Genomic DNA, 20,245 nt, shown 5'->3' with positions numbered 1-20,245 from the left:
CATCATAAGAGTAAAAGATAAAAATGATATAAGTGAAAGGATGATAGCGATGAATGAACTCATCAGTGTCATTGTACCGGTATATAAAGTAGAACAGTATATCAGAAGATGCGTAGATTCCATTATTAATCAAAGCTATTCCGATTTGGAGATTATCTTGGTGGATGATGAATCACCGGATGGTTGTCCTGAAATATGCGAAGAATATAGCCAAAGAGATGAGCGAATTAAGGTCATTCACCAAAAGAATAAAGGTCTTTCGGGTGCCAGAAATGCAGGGATTGACCTTGCAAGAGGAGAGTATATTGCATTTGTGGATTCGGATGATTTTTTAGCAATGGATTTTATTCAAATTCTCTATCAGGCAATTAAAAAGTCGAACAGTGATATTGCCATGTGTAAATATGAATATGTCAAGGGAGACTATTTAACGCAAAGTCACAAAGCAGGTGAAAGCTATGTATATACTGGAGTTCAGATGATTGAGAAAATGTATTCTCCAGATGGAGCATTTTTTGTAGTTGCTTGGAACAAGATTTATAAGAAAGACTTATTTGACCAGGTACGATATCCAAATGGGCGTATTCATGAGGATGAAGCAACAACACATCGATTGTATTACGCCGCAAAACAGGCTGTGTTTGTAGACTGGTTTTTGTATGGTTATTTTGTGGGGGGCGAGAGTATTACAAGAAAAAAATTCAATCGAAACCGCCTGGATTGGGCCTGGTCAGTGGAGCAGCGGCTTAACTTTTTAGAGGAAAAGGGGTTAAACGAGATTCTTCCAATTGCAATCAGATCCTATGCTGACGGTATTATTGATTTGTTTTTTCAATGCAAGAATGGTCTGCCAGATTCGAAAAAAGAACAGCAAATGTTAAGGGAAAAGGTAAGAGATGCAGCAAGAAGAAACAGACAATATGGAACATTCCCGATGAAGACAAGAATTGGCTATACTTTATTTTATAGATGTCCTATGATTTATCAAAAGTTGTTACAGTCCTGCTCGGCTCCAGTGTTAAAGGAAAAAGTAATGGAGCATTACGACAAGGAATAATTGAACAAGTAGCGAAGCGGATCGCGAATATCCTCTTAAACGTGTATATGAAAATATGGTAGATAGGAGAGTTATATGAGTCCGAAAGTAAGTATCGTTGTACCGGTGTATAACGTGGAGAAATATTTAGAACGATGTGTACAAAGCATTCAAAATCAAACAATGAAAGACATTGAAATTATTCTGGTAGACGATGGAGCAACTGATACTTCCGGAAAGATATGTGATGAGTATGCCAAAACGGATTCTCGCATTCAGGTCATTCATAAGGAAAACGGCGGACTGACATCGGCATGGAAAGCCGGAGTTCTGAAAGCATCGGGAGAATTTGTTGGATTTGTGGATAGTGATGACTGGATTGATATGGATATGTTTACCACCCTTTATGAGAAAGCAAAGGAAACGGATTCAGATTTAACCATATGCGGACTCACTTATGAATTTGAGGATGGTTTGACAAAGACAAAAACAGAGAGTTCTAAACTGTCAGGAAAGGTCTATGAGCGAGCGGATATCGTAAAAGAAATTTATCCAACATTTTTAAGTGATGGAAGTTTCTTTGGAAGAACGATACAGCCTGCCAGAGTAACGAAATTGTATAAAAGGCAGATTATTCTTGAAAATATCAAATATTGCAGCGATTTGGTATCAATAGGAGAGGACTTACAGCTTACATTTCCTGTGCTTTGCGATGCAAAGCGGGTGAGTATGATCGATAATTATTTTCCCTATCATTACTGGATTAATCAAAAGTCTATGACGGGAAAACACGATCCTGATTATGTTGGAAAGATAGCAGAAACTATGAATCAGCTTCTTAATATTTCAATACAAAAAAATGTATATGATTTCTCTACACAGATTACCAATGATTTTCTGTGTCTTACGATACTTGGCATTAAAGGAGAAATTATGAAAAATTATAAGTCTGGCTTTAGGCAAGTAATCAGGAACCTAAAAAAGATATTTCAAAAGCCAGAGGTAAGACTAGCGATTGAGAGCTACGATATGCCAAAGCTTTCTATGTCAGAAAAAATATACATTAATCTGATTCGGTATAAACTGTATCGCTGTTGCTTTTTGATTACCTTTGTATTTTTTAAGCTAAGAGGATGAATGTGTATAAAAGTACAGAAATTACATAATGAGTATTTCCAATACTTCTGTAAGGTTTAAATTTTATCTATTTAATTACTATCTTCTCAATATGATTTATATCAGCAGCGATATCGGTAAAGGAGCTGAAATAGCTTCCGAATATTTTGGTTGTACTGGCAAGACACATTAAATCAATTAAAGCATCGTGCATTCCTGCAATGCTATTTCGCGATAAAGTCTTATTCTGATTGGAAAAAATTTGAGCAGGAAATCTTTCTCGAAGCATATTCTCTTCTGTAATATCATCTGTTGCCACAAAGAACTTTGCATCTGGATTTACCGCTAATTCCTGCTCAATAGCTGTTACAAAACCGTTTGTTTTACTGCTCTCAATGGCCCAGGTGTGATCGGTTCGTCGTATATGCACACCAACACTGTTGTTTCCTAAGTCTTTGGTTATGGTATCAATTCTGGCCTGTATTTCATTGGCTGGCTGAAAGAAATGATAGTCACTGGATGGGTAGAAGTGCTCCCAAGTGGATATAAAAACATTTTTTTTAAGAGAAGTATAAAAATTTTCGTTTAATACTCCGTTCTTTTTATTAGCTTCTATCATTGCATTGTCGAAACGCTGATTAGCGCTAAATTGCAAAAAGAGCTTTCGAAGATTTAAATTAGAGTAAATGTTAATAATTTTGATTTCTGATACTGACTGAAACAAAGATTCAAACGGACAGTTAAGCTCAGCGTTATTCAGCCATAAGACAGTAAGATTGTCGTTACGCTTCTTTGCTAATTCGTATGCAGAATTTATTACTCTAATTCTATTGCACAAACCGCCAGAAGGTTGTATTATTATCATAGTGTGTCCTGCTTTCAAATAAATTAAAACAGGTATTTACCTGCTTCCTATTCTATAGCCAGTATAGATATTTTAGTATCTATCTAAGGCTAGGTGTATTATATCATAGGAAGATAGATTTATGCAAATTGAGCAGGGCTGTATTTTTTTATTTTATTCTATTTGAAATACATTATCATAGCAACGTGGTAAATTAGTGAAGCACTTTGTTATAAATAAATATTGCAGGAGCGAATTCATGTGATACGCTTCCTAGCGTGTGTAAAAGCATGCAAGAGGAGAAAAAATGAACACTTTGAAGATTAAAAATTTATTTTTACGTCAAAGCTATAAAGATGCTTGGACAGACTATGAAAAGTCTTTGACGAAGAAGTATTTTATAAAATGGGATTATGTTATTTTAACAGCATCCAATGAAGAACAAGCCGATGCATATCGCATCCAGATCGAAAGCCGTTTAAAGCAAGGGTTGCTGCCGTCATCAACTCATTATGCAGTATTACCCGACCCGGATGGAAAAAGAGTTGGATCAGGTGGTGCTACATTCAATGTGATGAAATATATCAAAGAAATTAGCGATACAAAGGATTGCTTTCAGGACAAAAGAATTCTTGTGATTCATTCGGGAGGTGACAGTAAAAGAGTACCGCAGTATTCTGCATGTGGTAAGCTGTTTTCGCCGGTACCACGACAACTTCCAAACGGTAACCGATCTACTTTATTTGATGAATTGATCATTTCTATGTCAGGTATTCCCTCTAGAATCAAGGATGGAATGCTTGTTTTATCAGGAGATGTATTATTGTTGTTTAATTCCTTACAAATTGATTTTCAGTTTGAAGGTGCGGCAGCTATTTCAATTAAGGAAAATGTAGAAACTGGAAAAAATCATGGCGTTTTTTTAAGTGACGACGAGGGAAATGTTGTAAAATTTCTTCATAAGCAGTCTGTTGAGCAGCTCATTAAGATTGGAGCGGTCAATTCTCATGCAAATGTAGATCTGGATACAGGAGCGATTATACTAGACAGTAATCTTTTACAATCTCTTTTTTCACTGATCAGTATAAATGGAGAGCTGAATACAGATAAATTTAGTCAGTTTGTAAATGATAAAGCAAGAATCAGCTTTTATGGTGACTTTTTGTTTCCTTTGGCAGCTAATGCAACCAAAGAACAGTACTACAAGGAAAAGGCAGAGGGAAGTCTTTGCGAGGAATTAATAGAGTGCAGAAGTCAGATATGGGATGTGTTAAGCCAGTACAAATTGAAACTTTTAAGTGTATCACCGGCTCAATTTATACATTTTGGAACGACCAGAGAACTTTTAAAGCTTATGGTAGAAGAGGTTAGTAATTACGAATTCCTGGATTGGAATAGTAAGGTTATAACAAATGATGTGAGAATGCTTTCTTATGCCTGCAATAACGCATATCTTAGTGAAGATTCAAAACTATCTCCTAAGTGCTATATAGAGGACAGCTATATTTTGGGGAATTCTAAGGTTCAAAGCAACTGTGTGATCTCAAATGTGTCAATAGAAAATAGAATAATACCGGAAGGGATTACTCTTCATGGCTTGCAGTTAATGGATAAGAGATATGTGGTAAGAATTTACGCCACGAATGACAATCCAAAGGGAACATTAGAAGAGAACGCTGATTTTATGACACTTAGTCTGAGCGAATTTCTAAAGCGTGGAAAGTTAAAACCGGAGGATTTGTGGGATGACATGGAGCACAATATATGGTTTGCCAAATTATATCCGGTTTGTAACACAATGGAGGAAGCACTTGATTGGGCATTAAGGTTGTATGAGATGGGCTGTAAGGGTGAAAACTATTCAAAGGAGTATTTGGCGTGTGAACGTTACAGTTTGTTTGAGAGCTTTAATCAAGCTGATGTAATGAGCAATATTATCTGGCAAAGGCAGCTAGACCAAAAAATCAGAATTCAGCAATTTATCCATTTGATTGAAAGCAGGCAAGATATCAAGAAAGCAGCCGCGGTATTTGGTCAGGTGGGACTGTCTGCGAATATGAAAGAAAGTTTACTTTCGATTGCCAACAAAAGTAAATTAAGTACAAGGATGCGAATCTATTACTATCTGTCTAAAATACTGACAGGTCAAGAGGAAGAGGAATTAGAATCGGAATGTTTTCAAGCCATTTGTGATACAATATGTGATGCCATGGCAGATAAACTGACCGATGAGGAACATAGTTCTATTCAAAAGGAGTTTGTTCAGATAGAGCTGCCTGCACGTATTAACTGGGGAGGAGGTTGGTCCGACACCCCACCCTATTGCACCGAGCATGGCGGAACTGTTTTAAATAGCGCAATTAAACTAAATGGGATAAATCCGGTTACGGTTACCATTAGGAAAATAGATAAGCCTTGTATTATTCTTGCCAGTACTGATTCTGGAGCCTATCAGGAATTTACTTCTGTTTGTGAATTGCAAAACTGTAACGATCCCTTTGATGCCTTTGCTTTACAAAAGGCGGCATTGATTGCAAGTGCAATCATTCCTAGAAAGGATAAAGCAGAATTAGATAGTATATTAACTAAACTTGGTGGTGGCTTTTATTTAGCAACTAAGGTAATTGGGATACCAAGAGGGTCAGGACTTGGAACTAGCAGTATTCTTGCAGGAGCCTGTATCAAAGGGCTGGCAGAATTTTTGGGGACAGAGTTAACGGAGAATGAGCTGTATACAAAAGTGCTTTACATGGAACAGATTATGAGTACGGGCGGAGGCTGGCAAGACCAGGTTGGAGGTCTTACAGGCGGAATCAAGCTGATTACCACAAAGCCTGGAATAATACAGGATATTCATGCAGAGCATATTCATTTAGAAGAAAAAGTACTTGAAGAATTGCAAGAGAGAATGGCGTTAATTTATACGGGGCAGAGAAGACTTGCAAGAAATCTGTTAAGAGAAGTTGTTGGAAAGTATATAGGCTCAGATGAAACCTCCATCGAGGTATTATATGAGATTCAAAGAGTCGCTGTTATGATGAAATTCGAATTGGAAAAAGGAAATATTGATGCATTTACCAAACTGCTAAATGAACATTGGGAATTATCCAAGCGTCTGGATGCAGGTTGTACCAACACTTGTATTGATCAAATATTTTTAAGCTGTCAGGATATGATTGCAGGTAAAATGATTTGTGGTGCTGGAGGCGGAGGATTTTTGCAGGTTATTTTGAAAAAGGGATACTCGAAAGAGGATTTAAGACAAAGAATCCGTACGGTATTTCAAGACAGTGGAGTAGATGTCTGGGATTGTGAGTTGGTATAAAAGATTACGTCTCATAAAGGAAATAGTAAGTTGCTATGCAATTTTTTACAGCATGTGTTTGTCAGGTGGTCGAGTCTTGTTTACAAATAATTAGAAGTGGAGATAACGGATTGTGAAAGTGGTTCAGGTAAATACAGTCTGCGATACGGGAAGTGTCGGTCGAATTGCTCTTGACTTGTATCAGGTGATAGAAGAAAAGGGAAGTGAATGTTTAATTGCTTATGGCAGAGGAAGTGCCCCAAAGCATATTCAAACAGTCAAGGTAAACACAAAGATGGATTTTTACAGCCATGTGCTCTATCAGTTTATAACGGGAGCCAATGGTTTTGCTTCTGTGGAATGCACAAAAAAATTAATAAAAGAAATTGAAAAATATCAGCCGGACATCATTCATTTGCATAACATTCACGGATTTTACCTAAATATTGAATTGTTTTTTGCTTTTTTAAAGAGAATGAACAAGCCTGTGGTTTGGACTCTTCATGATTGCTGGAGCTTTACCGGGCATTGTGCTTACTTTGATTATGTAGGGTGTGACAAGTGGAAAACAGGGTGCCATGACTGCGAACAGTTTAAAAGTGCATACCCATATGGTTTATTACATGATAATTGCGTTTATAATTATAAGAGAAAGAAAGAGATATTTAACGGATTAAATCTTCTGACTATAGTAACACCGAGTAAATGGCTCAGGGATTATGTAAAGCAGTCTTTTTTAAAGAATTATCCAGTTCAAGTAATCTATAATGGCATAGATTTAGAACGGTTTAAGCCGGTAAAGGGTGAACTGAGCAGACAATACGCAAAAATGGATCAGTATATCGTTCTTGGTGTTGCCAATATGTGGGAACCAAGAAAGGGACTTACGTATTTTGAACAATTGGCAGATAGGCTGTCAGCAAAATATCAGATTATACTGGTAGGATTAAGTGAAAAGCAAAAAAAAGCAATTTCTTCTAAGATTATAGGAATTACAAGAACGCAGAATGTAAATGAACTAGCTCAGCTTTATTCCCTTGCCAATGTTTATGTAAATGCAACCCTTGAAGACAATTTTCCAACCACCAATTTAGAGGCCTTAGCCTGCAATACACCCGTTGTAACATTTGCAACAGGTGGAAGTGTAGAATCGGTTGATGAGGAATGTGGCAAGGTGGTGCCAAAGGGGGATATCAATCTGCTAAGAGAAGCAATTGAATTTATCTGCACACATCAAAATAAATATAGAAAATGTGTGGAGAAAGCAAAACAGTATGATAAAAAGGATAGATTTGAAGAATACATGAATTTATATCAGAAAGTTTATGAGGAAAACAGATATGAAAAGTAACCCGAAAGTATCGGTTATCACTACAACCTATAATGATCTAGATAATTTAAAGAGAATTATTACGTTAGTAAAACAACAAGACTATGAAAATATAGAACATATTATTGTGGATGGAGGTTCCGTGGATGGAACCGTTGAATATCTGAAGCTGGCCGAAAAGGAATCCGTGGGAAAAATAAAGTGGATGTCAGAAAAAGATCAGGGAATCTTTGACGCTATTAATAAGGGGATCAAACTATCTGAGGGAGATATCATAGGCTGCTGCTTTGATGAATTTACAAAAAAAACAGTAATTTCTCAAATGGTACATATCATTGAGAAAGAAAAAACAGATGGAGTCCATGCAGATTTGCTGTATATGGATGGGGAAAGAGTGGTTCGAACCTGGAAACAGGGACAGGGAAATATACGTTTTGGATGGATGCCGGGTCATCCAACATTGTACCTGAAAAAAGAAGTGTATGAGAAATTTGGTGTTTATAAGCCGTATTACAAGGTTTCCGCGGATTATGAATATATGGTTCGAATTTTAAAAGATAAGCAGGTGAGGCTATCCTATATTCCGGAGATTTTAATTAAAATGTCTCACGGAGGAACCAGTACAAATGGATTAAAGGCCTATTTGAACTCGTTAAAGGAAGGGCATATGGCACTAAAGGAAAATAAAATTAAGTTTGCTTGGTTTACAGATTGCTGCCGAACGTTTAAAGTACTTTTGCAATTTGTAAGATAAGCTTAATTGCAAAAATGGAAAATAAATGCTACTATATACGGGATAATTAAAGTAGTACATATGAAGCATGATTATCATAGATACAATACAGGAGAATTTATGAAGAAACTTATTATTATTCCAGCTTATAATGAAGAAATGAATATTGTACGTGTTGTGGAGGAAATAAAGAAGGATTATAGTCAGTATGATTATGTTGTGGTAAATGACGGTTCAAAGGACAACACTGCTTTGGTATGCTTGGAGCATGGTTTTGAGCTGATTAATCTTCCAGTTAATTTAGGTCTTGCTGGTGCCTTTCAAACAGGTTTAAAATACGCTTATATTAAGGGATATGATTATGCGATTCAATTTGATGCTGATGGACAGCATAAAACAGAGTATATCGATAAAATATTAATGGAAATAGAAAAGGGCTATGATATTGTGATTGGCTCACGGTTTGTTAGTAAGAAAAAACCGCTTTCTCTAAGAATGCTTGGGAGTAACATGATATCTTTAGCCATGAAGCTTACAACAGGTAAGGCAATTAAGGATCCAACTTCGGGTATGAGAATGCTTAATAAAGAAATGATTCAAGAGTTTGCTTTGAATATGAATTATGGTCCGGAGCCGGATACCATTTCTTACCTCATTAAGCAAGGGGCTACTATTTCAGAGGTGCAGGTAGAAATGGATGAACGCCAGGAAGGGGAAAGTTACCTGAATTTCAGCCGTTCCATGCTTTATATGCTAAGAATGCTTATCTCAATACTGTTTATTCAAAGCTTTCGTAAGAGAAAATAGATTTGATATGAAAGGAGAAATATATGTCACTTGCATTTAGAATTATATTGATACTTGCTTCATTAATGACGACGCTATATATTGTAAGGAAAATTAGATACTCCAAATTGCAGATTGAATATGCTATTTTTTGGATTATATTGTCGTTCCTTTTGATTTTAATCAGTATTTTTCCTGTTCTGGTAACAATTCCGACCAATATCATTGGAATGCAGGCGCCTGTTAATTTTGTATTTTTAGTAATTATTTTTATTTTGTTGATCAAGGCATTTATGCAAACAATTGAGCATTCTCAACTAGAGGATAAGCTAAATGCTCTTGCGCAAAAGATGGCAATTGATGAGAAACTAAACCGGGAAAAGCAAACACGCTATGATACTGACTATTCAATTCAGAATCATATGAAAAAGGATAAAGGAAAGTAGAATGGACAATTTTTTAAGAGGATTTATGGATAAAGAATTTAAAATTGGTCAAATAACCTTTGACCTTTTGGATTTATTGCTGATGGCAGGAATGAGCGTGTCAGGATTGCTGATTCGTTTTGTATTTCGAACGGTAGTAACGGACGATTGGACTATATTTTGGGAGCCTTGGATTGAGAAATTTAGTCAGGGGGGGTTTCATGCATTGGCTTTGGACTTTTATGATTATGCACCTCCATTTATGTATATACTCTATTTCATTAGTAAGCTACCAATGAATGCTATGACAGCATATAAAGGAATATGCTGTATTTTCGATTTTATTGCAGCAGTTACAGCGGCAGGAATTATCTATGATTGCACAAGAAGCAAGATAAGGGCTATGGGTGTTTACAGCATCTTTATGATTATGCCTACAATGATCGCAAATAGTGCGTTATGGGCGCAATGTGATATCATATACACTACGCTTGTATTACTTAGTATTCTATTTTTATTTAAAAATAAGCCAAATCTTGCATTGATTTGCTATGGTATTGCATTTGCTTTTAAGCTTCAGACCTTGTTTATATTTCCGCTGTTTATCATATTATGGGCAAAGAATAAATTAAAATTAAAGCATTTTCTATGGATAGTTGTCATGTATTTTGTTGCTATTTTGCCTGCCTGGCTGGCGGGAAGACCATTGATTGAGCTGATTAATATCTATGTGGAACAGGGAACACAAGATGCTTACTCACTATCCTTAAAATGGTCCAATATTTATCAGTTGTATGGATCAACCTTTTTTATACAGGAATATGAAAAGGCGGGTATTTGGCTGATATTAGGTATTTTAATGCTGATTATGTTTTTCATGGCATATCGTAAATATGAGCTAAATAAAGAATTGATACTGTTGGTTGGATTCTTTTTTGCAATGCTGACAGCCTATTTTCTTCCTCATATGCATGAAAGATATGGTTTCTTAGCAGATATTTTTGCAATTTTATATGCGTTTACCACAATAAAACGGTTTTATTACCCACTGGTTCATATTATGCTCTCTTTTTCAGCTTATATGGAGTATTTATCAAAGACTTTTGCAGGTCCAATCCCATATTATGCTTTGGTAGAGCTTGCGCTAATTGTGTTGGCCGGGCTGGAAATTTATTCTTATATCACGGGTGAAAGAGATAAAAGGATAATGAAAAGGGAGGCAGTAAATGGATAATTTATTAAGAAATTTATTTGACAAGGAATTAAAAATAGGAAAAATAAAGCTTACTTTTTTGCAGTTTTTATTAGCACTTGGAACCACTTTTGCAGGAATTATGCTTCGTAAATCTGTGTTACATGTTGTATCCCAGGATTACACCGGCTATTGGGAGCCGTGGATTGCGATGTTTCAAGAACATGGCTTTGCGGCCATTACAATGGATTTTTATGATTATACACCTCCATTTATGTATTTTCTCTATTTTATCTCCATTTTGCCGTTTTCTCCTATGATATCTTATAAGGTTGCAATGTGTATGCTCGATGTGGTTGCAGCATTTTTTGCAGGAAAAATCGTATATGAGGGAACAAAAAGTAAAACAAAAGCAATTGCCTGCTACGGAATCGTTTTTATGCTTCCCACAGTAGTAAATAATAGTGCATTGTGGTGTCAGTGCGATGTTATTTATACTATGCTTTTACTAATATGCTTTTATTATTTTATGAAGGATAAGCCATTTATCGCGATGCTGTTTTACAGTATTGCCTTTGCATTAAAGCTACAGACTTTATTTGTATTTCCGGCACTCATTATATTGTGGGTTAAGAATAAGGTACAAATTAAGCATTTTTTTTTAATGCCTCTTATGTATTTCATTGGAATAATTCCAGCATGGATTGCAGGTCGTCCGCTGCTAGAGCTTCTATCAATATATGTTGCACAGGGAAGCACTGACGTATGGGCACTTAGCTTAAACTGGCCCAATATTTACTATATTTATGGAATTGATTCCTTTATCGGTCCGTTTTCAACAGCAGGAAAAGTTTTCATTATAGGTATTTTAATGTGTATCTTGTATGTACTTGCGAAGAAGAGAAATAATTATAAGATAACCAATGAATTTATGATTGCCTTATTTTTGTTTTTTGCCATGCTGACGGTATATTTCTTACCTTTTATGCATGAAAGATATGGCTATATGGCAGATGTTTTTGCTGTGATTTATTGTATGTTTCGATTGGATCAGTTTTACATACCGATTTTGCATGAAATTGTTTCATATGCAGCATACACACTATTTTTAACTAAATATCTGGTAGAGGATGGTAAATCAAATGTTATTATTCCAACCTACCTTTACTCTTTTGTCATTTTATTTTTGATTGTAGATGTGGGAAGAAGCATATATAAACATATCAGTGTTAAGAAAGAGTTAGGAGCTGTTTAGATGAGCGAAAAGAGATTAACATATCTGGAAGGATTAAGAGGAGCAGCAGCAATCATGGTAGTTCTCTGTCACTTTGGATATGCATTTTATTATGCTTTATATAGCACATATATATGGCAGGCTAACATGCCGGGAAATCTGGATGCTTTTATTGCAACTACCCCATTTAATGTGCTGTATAACGGAAAGCTTGCTGTACGGATTTTCTTTTTACTATGCGGTTATGTAATTTGTCTTAAATATTTTCAGACCAAAGATAGAAAGTATTTGGTGAATGGAGCGATTAAGCGGTATTTTCGTTTGATTGTGCCAATTCTTTTTATTGAGGTGATTACCTATTTGCTTATGAAACTTGGAGCTTACCACAATGGGCCAGCAGCAGTGATTTCTGGGTCAACAAAGTGGTTTATGACCTTTAATGAAAGTACACCAACTCTTTTATCTTTGTTAAAGGAGACATTGATTGACTGCTTTTTTGGACAGGCTAAAATGTACAATAATGTTTTGTGGATTATAAAATATGAGTTTTTGGGATCTCTTATGGTGTATGCAATTTTGTATGTGACAGGGAAATGGAAATATAGGGATGTTTTATATGTAATTCTGATTATACTATGTATACGCAATGATTATGTATGCATTTTTATTGGTATGTTTCTATGTGATATCATGCAGAATGGTTCTAAGTTTGTAGAGAAATATTGCAAGAATAAATTCATTCTACTTTTTTCGATGATAGTTGGCATGCTTTTTGCAACATATCCTGCAGCAGGAGAGAACTTGGAGCATACTATTTATCAATATCTTGGAGTCCCTATGGTTATAATTTTCTACGTGATAGGTTCAACTTTGCTATTTTGGGTACTTTTAAACAGTGAACGTTTACAACGGGTTTTTAATGTCAGGGTATTACAGTTATTAGGTAAATACAGCTTTGGAATTTATCTGGTTCACTTTCCAATTATTGCCACATTTTCTTCGTGGTTTTTAGTGCGAATGAATGGAAGTATAGATTACAATTTAATTATGCTGCTTGACTTTGTACTGACAGTACCTTTGGTTTTGATTTGTGCAACAATAGTAACCAGATTCGTGGAACCACTGGGAAACAGATTAGCTAACTATGTGCTAAACAAAATAATGAATCATTAATAATGAAGGATTGATTAAATGAATACACAAATGCAGGCAAAAAATAGAATTAGTTGGATTGATATAGCAAAAGCAATTGGTATACTTTTTGTATTAATCAATCATGCTGAGTTACATTTAGGAATTGTTACTTATCTTGGTGGCATGTTTTATATGCCTGTATTTTTTGTGCTTTCTGGATATACTTTTAAAGAGAGGCAATCAGAAACGTTACTTATTTTTACTAAACATAAGGCAAAGCGATTACTGATTCCATATGCCTTTTTTCAATTATTGCTGGTGGGAATGGTTACGTTTAAAAATATTTTTGCTGGTCAGACCTTATCAAATCCTGCATTACCATTTATAGGAGCAATTTATTCAAGAAATGCGCTATATCCGAATTCATCAGATGTATTGGTTAAGGTATCGAATGATAATATTCATTTGATGACAGCGATGAATGCACCTCTTTGGTTTTTGACAGGCTTATTTATCAGTTTGGTGATGTATAAATTCATTCTTGGTTTAGCAAAGCAAAATGAGAAAAGGGAATATAGTTATATTGGTATTAGTATGTTGATTGGTATTGCTTTTAAATACTTTTGTCCTATTTTGTTACCTTGGAGCATAGATACTGCTTTTATTTATGTTGGCTTTTTACATTTGGGAAGAATTTTAAAAAGAAAGAATGGGCTTGAGTGTCTGTACCATAAGCCAGCAGTAATTTTAGGTATTTTACTTATTTTTATTGGGGTATCATTTATGAATGGTAGTGGCAATCTATCAATTCGAGACTTTGGAAATTCGGTTTTGCTTAATTTTGCAGCAGGTGGCTTTGGTGTGGTCTGTATTTTATTGTTATCTAAGGCAGTAGAGGAGCATTTAACCCATTTGTCGTGCTTACTTAAGAGCATAGGCAGGCATACCATTGGTATATTGGCACTGCATGTTTTGGTTTTTACGATGACAGAATATGTCTGTTTTCGCTTCAATCTTTCAGGGCAAGTAATAGAAAAGGTTGCCAAAATAGTGTTATCTGTAGTAATATTAGTACCAATAGACTGGTTTATTCAGAAATATTTACCGCTTGTTTATGGCATAAAGAGGAGAAATGAATGAAAAAAGATACAAAAATTAAGGTGGAAAATGTGATATGCATCCTTCTTTTTATCGTTTTGTTGTTATGGTATTTTCCTTTTATAACCAAAGGAATTGATGTTCAGGATACTTGTTCTTATCTCACAAAATATAGATATATATTTGATAAAAATGTAAAGGTTAATGAATTGTTTTATCTCTTTGGTGAGGTAGTTGGAGGAATTATATATCATCTTGTCCCAAGCCATCAGGTGCTTGCGTTAAATGTGGCAAGCTGGGCATGTTATACGTCAACTGCAATTTTTATTTATTTTTTTTTAAAGGACTATATGCCTCGAATTGCATTACTGATATCTGTTTTGGTTGGAAGCTATTTTGGAATTACCTGGGTTCATTGTCTTAACTGGAACGCTATTAGTATGCTGCTTCAGACCATTGGATTAATGATTTTAATAAATGGACTACGAAAAGATAATAATAAGCAAATTGTAATCTGCGGTATGATATTTGCGATTAATACCTTTGTTCGTCTTCCGAATATATTACAGCTAAGTCTTGTGTGTGTTGTTTTTTGGCATTATTTTATTTTGGGGCAAAAATTGAAGAAAGCTGTGTTGAAATGTCTTTGGATGGTGCTTGGTGCAGTAATTGGTACGGCTTTTAGTATGTTAGCAGCAATTGCCATTTTAGGCTTTGACAAATTCTTAGATGATATTTTAATGCTGACCTCGGTTGGAGGAGGTGGAGAGTCATCACATGGATTGATTCGCATTATTTCTCTGTTCTATCGAGGAATGCTGCAAGGTGCAGGCAACTGGATTAAATTTGGTTCCATTTTAATTGTATTTGCTATGTTGTTGGTGCTGCTTAAAAAACTGATTTTTAAAAATTCAGCAAAAGGTATTCATGTTGCAGCTACGTTTGGAATTGCCGTTACATCGGTGGCAGGAGCTATAATCGGTAAAAATACAGTTTACATAGATGTTCATGTTTTTGTAGCATTTGGAGCGATTATGATTGGTACGGTGGCAGCACTATTGTATGCCAAAAAGGATATTATATTTAGTGATATGTGTTTGGCGGCTGTAATCATTGAGGGAATTTTAACAATTGGAACTGATACAGGATCAGCTTATTACAGGGTATATATGGGACTTCCTCTTGCATTTATTATTTGTATCTTGATTAAATTTGCAAATGAGTTATTATTATATAAAGAAAAGAAATATAAGACGCTTTCTGAATTAAAAAAGCTTCAATGGAAAAACAAATGGATCATACCAACTGTAATTATGTTTTGTTTGGCAGCGGTGGGTTTTTGTACTATGTATCCTTTGGCGGCGGGCTATCATTATGCTACTACATTTGTATATCATGAAAGCGATAATCAATATTTAGTGCAAGGCATCACAGCAAAGGAATTTGCAGGAATTAAGACTTCAAAGGAGCGTGCCATGTTAATTGACCGGCTGCAAGTACTGTTAAAGCCTTATAACAATTATGAACTATTGCAGCTTGGTGGTTTTAATATTGGTTGTGTTATTACCGATATGAAGCCGTTCTTTGACAGTTCTTGGCCAGATCTTGAGTATCTTACTATGGATCGTTTTAAGGATCAATTGAGTGAGGGTATGCAAAAAGAAAATTATCCGGTTATCGTGTTGGGAGATATGAATCAGGACAAGAGCGGTTTTTGGAATATGGATAAATATAGTATTGCAGTTTCACTTGGCGAAAGCGACAAATATACAAAGTTGTATGAGGATAAATGGTATGTAATTTATGTACCGAAGCAATAATTTATCATTATAGCTGATAAATTTATTTATAAATAATATGCGAAAGGAAAAATTAAATATGAAAAAAGCAATCAGTACAGACAAAGCACCAGCAGCAATAGGACCTTATTCACAGGCAATAGAAGTAAATGGGGTAATTTACACATCAGGAGTAATTCCAGTCGTACCGGAAACAGGAGAAATACCAGACGGTGTTGAAGCTCAGGCAACACAAGTATTTGTAAATTTAGTCAATTTATTACAGGCATCAGGTACCAGTATGGAGCAGGTTATTAAAACAACGGTTTTTATTAAGGAAATGAATGATTTTTCTAAAATTAATGAAATCTATTCTAAATATTTTACAGGAGTTTTTCCGGCAAGATCATGTGTTGAGGTTGCAAGACTGCCAAAAGATGTTTTACTTGAAATAGAGGCAATTGCAACAAAATAAACTTAATAAAAACATCTTTGCATTAAATTTTATTTGATGTATAATAACAATAGGAAATAATCCCAAAATAACTAACTAAGCATTGGTTTAGCAGGAAGGAGATAGATTAATGAAAGTACAAAACATTAAAGATGTAGACAAATTTTTTAAAGTTGTAGATAGCTGCGTAGGCAGAGTTGAAATGGTAACGGGTGAAGGAGACAGATTGAATCTGAAATCAAAGCTTTCACAATATGTTTCTATGGCAAATATTTTTTCTGATGGTGAAATTTCAGAACTTGAAATCCTTGCATATGAGAAAGAAGATATTGATAAAATTGTATCTTTTATGATTAATGGCTAATTAGATTGAATGTAGGAAGTTCGATGGGAACTTCCTATTTATTAAATTAAGAGTAAATATGTCACTTTAGGGAATTTATTTTATAACCCCACAGCGTGCAAAATGGCAGACAAAGCTCACACTTTGTGAATGACGGAAAGATAGAAACTGGAGATTTAAAATGAGAAATACTTTAAAAGCAGATTTATTATTTTTTATAATGGTTTTGATACATTTGGGAGCAGTTACTTTTTTTACAGTGCTAAGTATCAGGAAGATTAGCGTTGAGTATTCTACAAATCAAAGTCTGTTACTTAGTCAACTGTTGATCTTGATTCCAGTTGGAATCTATCTGTTGATAACAAAAACCAATCCGTTTAAGTTGATTCGGTTTAAGAAAATAGATGTAGCAACAATTTTTATGGTTATTTTACTGACTTTTTTGATTATGCCTTTGATTACATTTATTAACTCAGTATCGATGCTGTTTTCCAATAATAACGTACTGACCCTTACAAATGAATTAACAGGTAATTCTTTTTTGCTGAATTTGCTGCTTATGGCAGTTATTCCCGCTATTAGTGAAGAATTTGTATTTCGAGGAATTTTATTTCATACTTATCGAAAAAGCAGTGTTTTATATGGAGTAGTGATTAGCGGCATTGTTTTTGGATTGATGCATTTGAATTTTAATCAGTTTTCATATGCATTTGTATTAGGAATAGTTTTTGCCCTGTTAATTGAAGCAACCGGCAGTATCTATGCGACGATGATTGCACATTTCTTTATTAATGGGAATAGTGTAGTTATAATGGCACTTTCTAATAAGGTATGGGGGGGCTTAGAACAAAGCAGTCAGCAGCTTCAAAGTCAGTTGACTCCAAAATATTTAATTATGATAGCAGGAGTATATGGCATTATAGCTGTTGGAACGACGGCACTGGCCATCGGAGTATACATTTGGATTGGTAAGCATTGCAAAAGAGAGAACCACTTAAGAGCGGTGTTTATGATTCGAAAAGGTGAGGATAAATTTATTCTTAGAAAGGCAATCAGCATACCGCTTATAGTAAGCATAGTGCTTTGTCTTAGTTACATGGTCTTATCAGAAGTGGTGCAGGCTAATTACAATGAAAATGTAGAAATAGAGCAAGATGTAGAGGATATAGAAAATACACTTTCAATTGAGCTGTAGAATTAAGAAAATACCCTATAAGTGAGAATCACAAAGCGGTGAACTTACTTGCAGGGTATATTCTTTCTAAAAAGATTATGATATTATTTTCCTTTAGAGTGTGATGTCAATCATAGTTCCGATTCCCTCTGGTGATGCAGAGGGAGTTGGCATAGTATCAATCATATCGGTGACATTAGCAGTCAAATCTTCTGCCATATCAAGAGATTTGCTTAATAAAGCGGTGGAAACTTGATTCATAACCTTGTTCTGGCTTAATTCCATAGATAAAGAAGCAATATCCATTCTATGACCTCCTATTCATTTTTATTACTATTACTTGAATATACTATAATTAAGCGGATAAATCAATTATTATTGGTGTAATGAAATTAATAATTGAAAAATATTACCAAGTTTGCTATACTAGATTGAATTGTAATAGTAAATTTGTACTAAAGAAATTAGAAGTTATATATGGTTCACTTCAAGTGTTTCTATTAATTAAATTGATAGGGTGAAAGTATGGAGAACAAAATAAATGTTTTAGGTATAGAAATTGACAATTATTTGATTGCAGATAGTAAATACCTCATTGATGAATATTTAGATAATGATTGTATGAATACTATTAGTATCATACAAATTCCTACATTACTTCGGGCAGTGGACGATGAAGAATTCAAAGAGTATATTGAGAAGATGGATCTAACTGTTGCAGGAGACAAAGCGATTCTGGAAGCGGCTGGTTTGACAGACGAGCAAAAGCTATGGGAAGCATCTGATAGGGAATTTATTGTCCAATTTTTTAGAAATATCATTAAGAGAGAGAAAACAATCTATGTGCTGGGGGAGAAAGAGCAAGAGGTTGATCGGTATATGAAAGCAATTACCAAGCGTTATATTGGATTAAATATTGCGGGTAAATATGCGGTTGAGGGGCATGAATCTGATTGGGATTCAATTGTAAATGAAATTAACAGTGTAGCTCCGGATGTTATATTATCAATACTACCTTCGCCTTTTCAGGAGAATTTTGTAATAGAAAATAAAAATAGAATAAGCGCAAAAGTATGGATTGGGTTAAATGATGTATTACAATTTGGAGATTGGAGTTTAAAGAATAACTGGCTAAGTAAACTAATTGAAAAGAAGATTCTTATCAGTAAGGTTAAAAAATACGAGAACGAAAACGGTGAATAAGAAATGGAAATATCAAGTAACAGACCAGTTTATATTGATTATTTACTAATGACAATAGGAACTTGTTTTATGGCGGTTGCTATCAATTCCATATATGATCCAATATCAATGGTTACCGGAGGGTTTACAGGTATTGCTATTATAGTAAAAGCATATAGTAATATTCCACTATGGCTGACTAATATTATGCTGAATATTCCTGTTTTTTTGATTGGAGCAAGAATAAAGGGTTTTCGTTTTATTGCAAGAACACTTTATTCAACAGCAGCATTGTCTATATGGCTCTATGTTTTGCCTACTATGAATATTATGACAGAGGACTATATATTAGCCGCGATTTTTGGTGGTGTAATTAGTGGTATCGGAATAGGAATGGTGTTTTTGGCAAGGGCAACGACCGGTGGAACAGACATGGTGGCAGCGTTTCTTCAACATTATTTAAAGCATTATTCTATTGCACAGATTTTACAATTGATAGATGCCTTGGTAGTATTAGCCGGAGCCTATATTTTTGGATTGAATCGGGCTTTATACGCGATTATATCAATATTTGTTGTTTCACAAGTTACAGATGGAATTATAGAGGGACTTAAATTTTCTAAGCTTGCCTATATTATAACGAATCATCAGGATGAGGTAGCAAATGCTATAATGACTGTTATGGAAAGAGGGGCTACAGGACTTCATGCAACCGGAATGTACTCCTCTTTGGAAAAAAAAGTAATCATGTGTGTGGTATCTAAAAAAGAAATTGTCCAAGTTAAGGAAATCGTTACTCAAATTGATCCCAATGCTTTTGTGATAGTGAGCGATGTAAGAGAAGTATTAGGAGAGGGTTTCATGGAGTATAAATTTAACAAGTAAGTGTTGAATTATGCACTATTGTGAACTATGTACAGTGTGATTTTCTTAGTTTTTGATAAAAATAAAGAGAAAATGCATAAAAACCACGTATTTCCTCTTTATTTTTTTGCACTTTTGCATTAAAATATAGAATAGGCTATTTTAATTATAAAATTAATGTATTTTATTGTTGTGAAAGTTGTATATTAATAAAAAAT

Annotated in this window: 19 protein-coding genes; 17 read left to right on the top strand and 2 right to left on the bottom strand. The window is 34.7% G+C overall.

The genetic code is table 11. The features are described 5' to 3' along the window. Positions 1–49: 49 nt before the first annotated feature. The gene (locus C8E03_RS11255) at positions 50–1,057 is read left to right on the top strand and encodes a glycosyltransferase family 2 protein (protein WP_170122979.1); all 1,008 of its coding nucleotides are present in this window, start codon (positions 50–52) and stop codon (positions 1,055–1,057) included. A gap of 75 nt (positions 1,058–1,132) precedes the next feature. Beyond that, positions 1,133–2,173 (top strand): glycosyltransferase family 2 protein, encoded by a 1,041-nt coding sequence (locus tag C8E03_RS11250; RefSeq protein ID WP_110291095.1) that lies wholly within the window; start codon positions 1,133–1,135, stop codon positions 2,171–2,173. A gap of 67 nt (positions 2,174–2,240) precedes the next feature. Here the strand turns inward: C8E03_RS11250 and C8E03_RS11245 are convergent, their stop codons facing one another. Continuing rightward, positions 2,241–3,017 (bottom strand): O-fucosyltransferase family protein, encoded by a 777-nt coding sequence (locus C8E03_RS11245; protein WP_110291094.1) that lies wholly within the window; start codon positions 3,015–3,017, stop codon positions 2,241–2,243. 286 nt (positions 3,018–3,303) lie between these two features. On the opposite strand from C8E03_RS11245, the gene C8E03_RS11240 reads away from it, so the two are divergent. The 13 genes from C8E03_RS11240 to C8E03_RS11180 all read left to right on the top strand — a co-directional run bounded on the left by C8E03_RS11240 (position 3,304) and on the right by C8E03_RS11180 (position 18,002). Next, positions 3,304–6,321: a fucose pyrophosphorylase domain-containing protein gene (locus C8E03_RS11240; protein WP_110291093.1), complete on the top strand. Its 3,018-nt coding sequence runs from the start codon at positions 3,304–3,306 to the stop codon at positions 6,319–6,321. 112 nt (positions 6,322–6,433) lie between these two features. Further along, entirely contained in the window at positions 6,434–7,651 is a 1,218-nt protein-coding gene (locus tag C8E03_RS11235; protein WP_110291092.1) for a glycosyltransferase, read from the top strand. Beyond that, entirely contained in the window at positions 7,641–8,384 is a 744-nt protein-coding gene (locus C8E03_RS11230; RefSeq protein WP_170122978.1) for a glycosyltransferase family 2 protein, read from the top strand. The genes C8E03_RS11235 and C8E03_RS11230 overlap by 11 nt, the downstream gene beginning before the upstream one ends. A gap of 99 nt (positions 8,385–8,483) precedes the next feature. Next, positions 8,484–9,170, top strand: coding sequence for a glycosyltransferase family 2 protein (locus C8E03_RS11225; protein WP_094377190.1), 687 nt, complete (start codon positions 8,484–8,486; stop codon positions 9,168–9,170). Positions 9,171–9,193: 23 nt separating this feature from the next. Then, positions 9,194–9,595, top strand: coding sequence for a DUF2304 domain-containing protein (locus tag C8E03_RS11220; RefSeq protein WP_094377189.1), 402 nt, complete (start codon positions 9,194–9,196; stop codon positions 9,593–9,595). 25 nt (positions 9,596–9,620) lie between these two features. Beyond that, positions 9,621–10,808 carry a glycosyltransferase 87 family protein gene (locus C8E03_RS11215; protein WP_170122977.1) on the top strand — a complete coding sequence of 396 codons (1,188 nt, stop codon included), beginning with the start codon at positions 9,621–9,623 and terminating at the stop codon, positions 10,806–10,808. Then, positions 10,801–12,021 carry a hypothetical protein gene (locus C8E03_RS11210; protein ID WP_110291089.1) on the top strand — a complete coding sequence of 407 codons (1,221 nt, stop codon included), beginning with the start codon at positions 10,801–10,803 and terminating at the stop codon, positions 12,019–12,021. Before C8E03_RS11215 ends, C8E03_RS11210 begins: the two co-directional genes overlap by 8 nt. Next, complete coding sequence (locus C8E03_RS11205; RefSeq protein ID WP_110291088.1) at positions 12,022–13,173, top strand: acyltransferase family protein; 1,152 nt, start codon at positions 12,022–12,024, stop codon at positions 13,171–13,173. Between the two features lie 18 nt (positions 13,174–13,191). After that, the gene (locus C8E03_RS11200) at positions 13,192–14,274 is read left to right on the top strand and encodes an acyltransferase family protein (RefSeq protein WP_110291087.1); all 1,083 of its coding nucleotides are present in this window, start codon (positions 13,192–13,194) and stop codon (positions 14,272–14,274) included. Continuing rightward, positions 14,271–16,052: a hypothetical protein gene (locus tag C8E03_RS11195; protein WP_110291086.1), complete on the top strand. Its 1,782-nt coding sequence runs from the start codon at positions 14,271–14,273 to the stop codon at positions 16,050–16,052. The genes C8E03_RS11200 and C8E03_RS11195 overlap by 4 nt, the downstream gene beginning before the upstream one ends. A gap of 58 nt (positions 16,053–16,110) precedes the next feature. Continuing rightward, positions 16,111–16,485 (top strand): RidA family protein, encoded by a 375-nt coding sequence (locus C8E03_RS11190; RefSeq protein WP_094377183.1) that lies wholly within the window; start codon positions 16,111–16,113, stop codon positions 16,483–16,485. A 109-nt stretch (positions 16,486–16,594) separates the two neighbouring features. Continuing rightward, the gene (locus C8E03_RS11185; RefSeq protein ID WP_094377182.1) at positions 16,595–16,828 is read left to right on the top strand and encodes a polya polymerase; all 234 of its coding nucleotides are present in this window, start codon (positions 16,595–16,597) and stop codon (positions 16,826–16,828) included. Positions 16,829–16,988: 160 nt separating this feature from the next. Beyond that, positions 16,989–18,002, top strand: a complete 1,014-nt coding sequence (locus C8E03_RS11180) for a CPBP family intramembrane glutamic endopeptidase (protein ID WP_110291085.1) — start codon at positions 16,989–16,991, stop codon at positions 18,000–18,002. A gap of 93 nt (positions 18,003–18,095) precedes the next feature. Here C8E03_RS11180 and C8E03_RS11175 read toward each other — a convergent pair whose 3' ends face one another. Then, positions 18,096–18,287 (bottom strand): YjfB family protein, encoded by a 192-nt coding sequence (locus C8E03_RS11175; protein WP_094377180.1) that lies wholly within the window; start codon positions 18,285–18,287, stop codon positions 18,096–18,098. A gap of 219 nt (positions 18,288–18,506) precedes the next feature. Between C8E03_RS11175 and C8E03_RS11170 the strand changes: the two genes are divergently transcribed. Both C8E03_RS11170 and C8E03_RS11165 read left to right on the top strand, forming a co-directional pair. Then, positions 18,507–19,184, top strand: coding sequence for a WecB/TagA/CpsF family glycosyltransferase (locus C8E03_RS11170; RefSeq protein ID WP_094377179.1), 678 nt, complete (start codon positions 18,507–18,509; stop codon positions 19,182–19,184). A gap of 3 nt (positions 19,185–19,187) precedes the next feature. Beyond that, the gene (locus C8E03_RS11165; RefSeq protein ID WP_094377178.1) at positions 19,188–20,048 is read left to right on the top strand and encodes a YitT family protein; all 861 of its coding nucleotides are present in this window, start codon (positions 19,188–19,190) and stop codon (positions 20,046–20,048) included. The last annotated feature ends 197 nt before the right edge of the window (positions 20,049–20,245 follow it).

The organism is Lachnotalea glycerini, from assembly GCF_003201285.1.
Lineage (GTDB): Bacteria > Bacillota > Clostridia > Lachnospirales > Lachnospiraceae > Lachnotalea > Lachnotalea glycerini.
The sequence above is the reverse complement of the archived record's forward strand: the minus strand, read 5'-3'. Positions and strand labels throughout refer to the sequence as shown.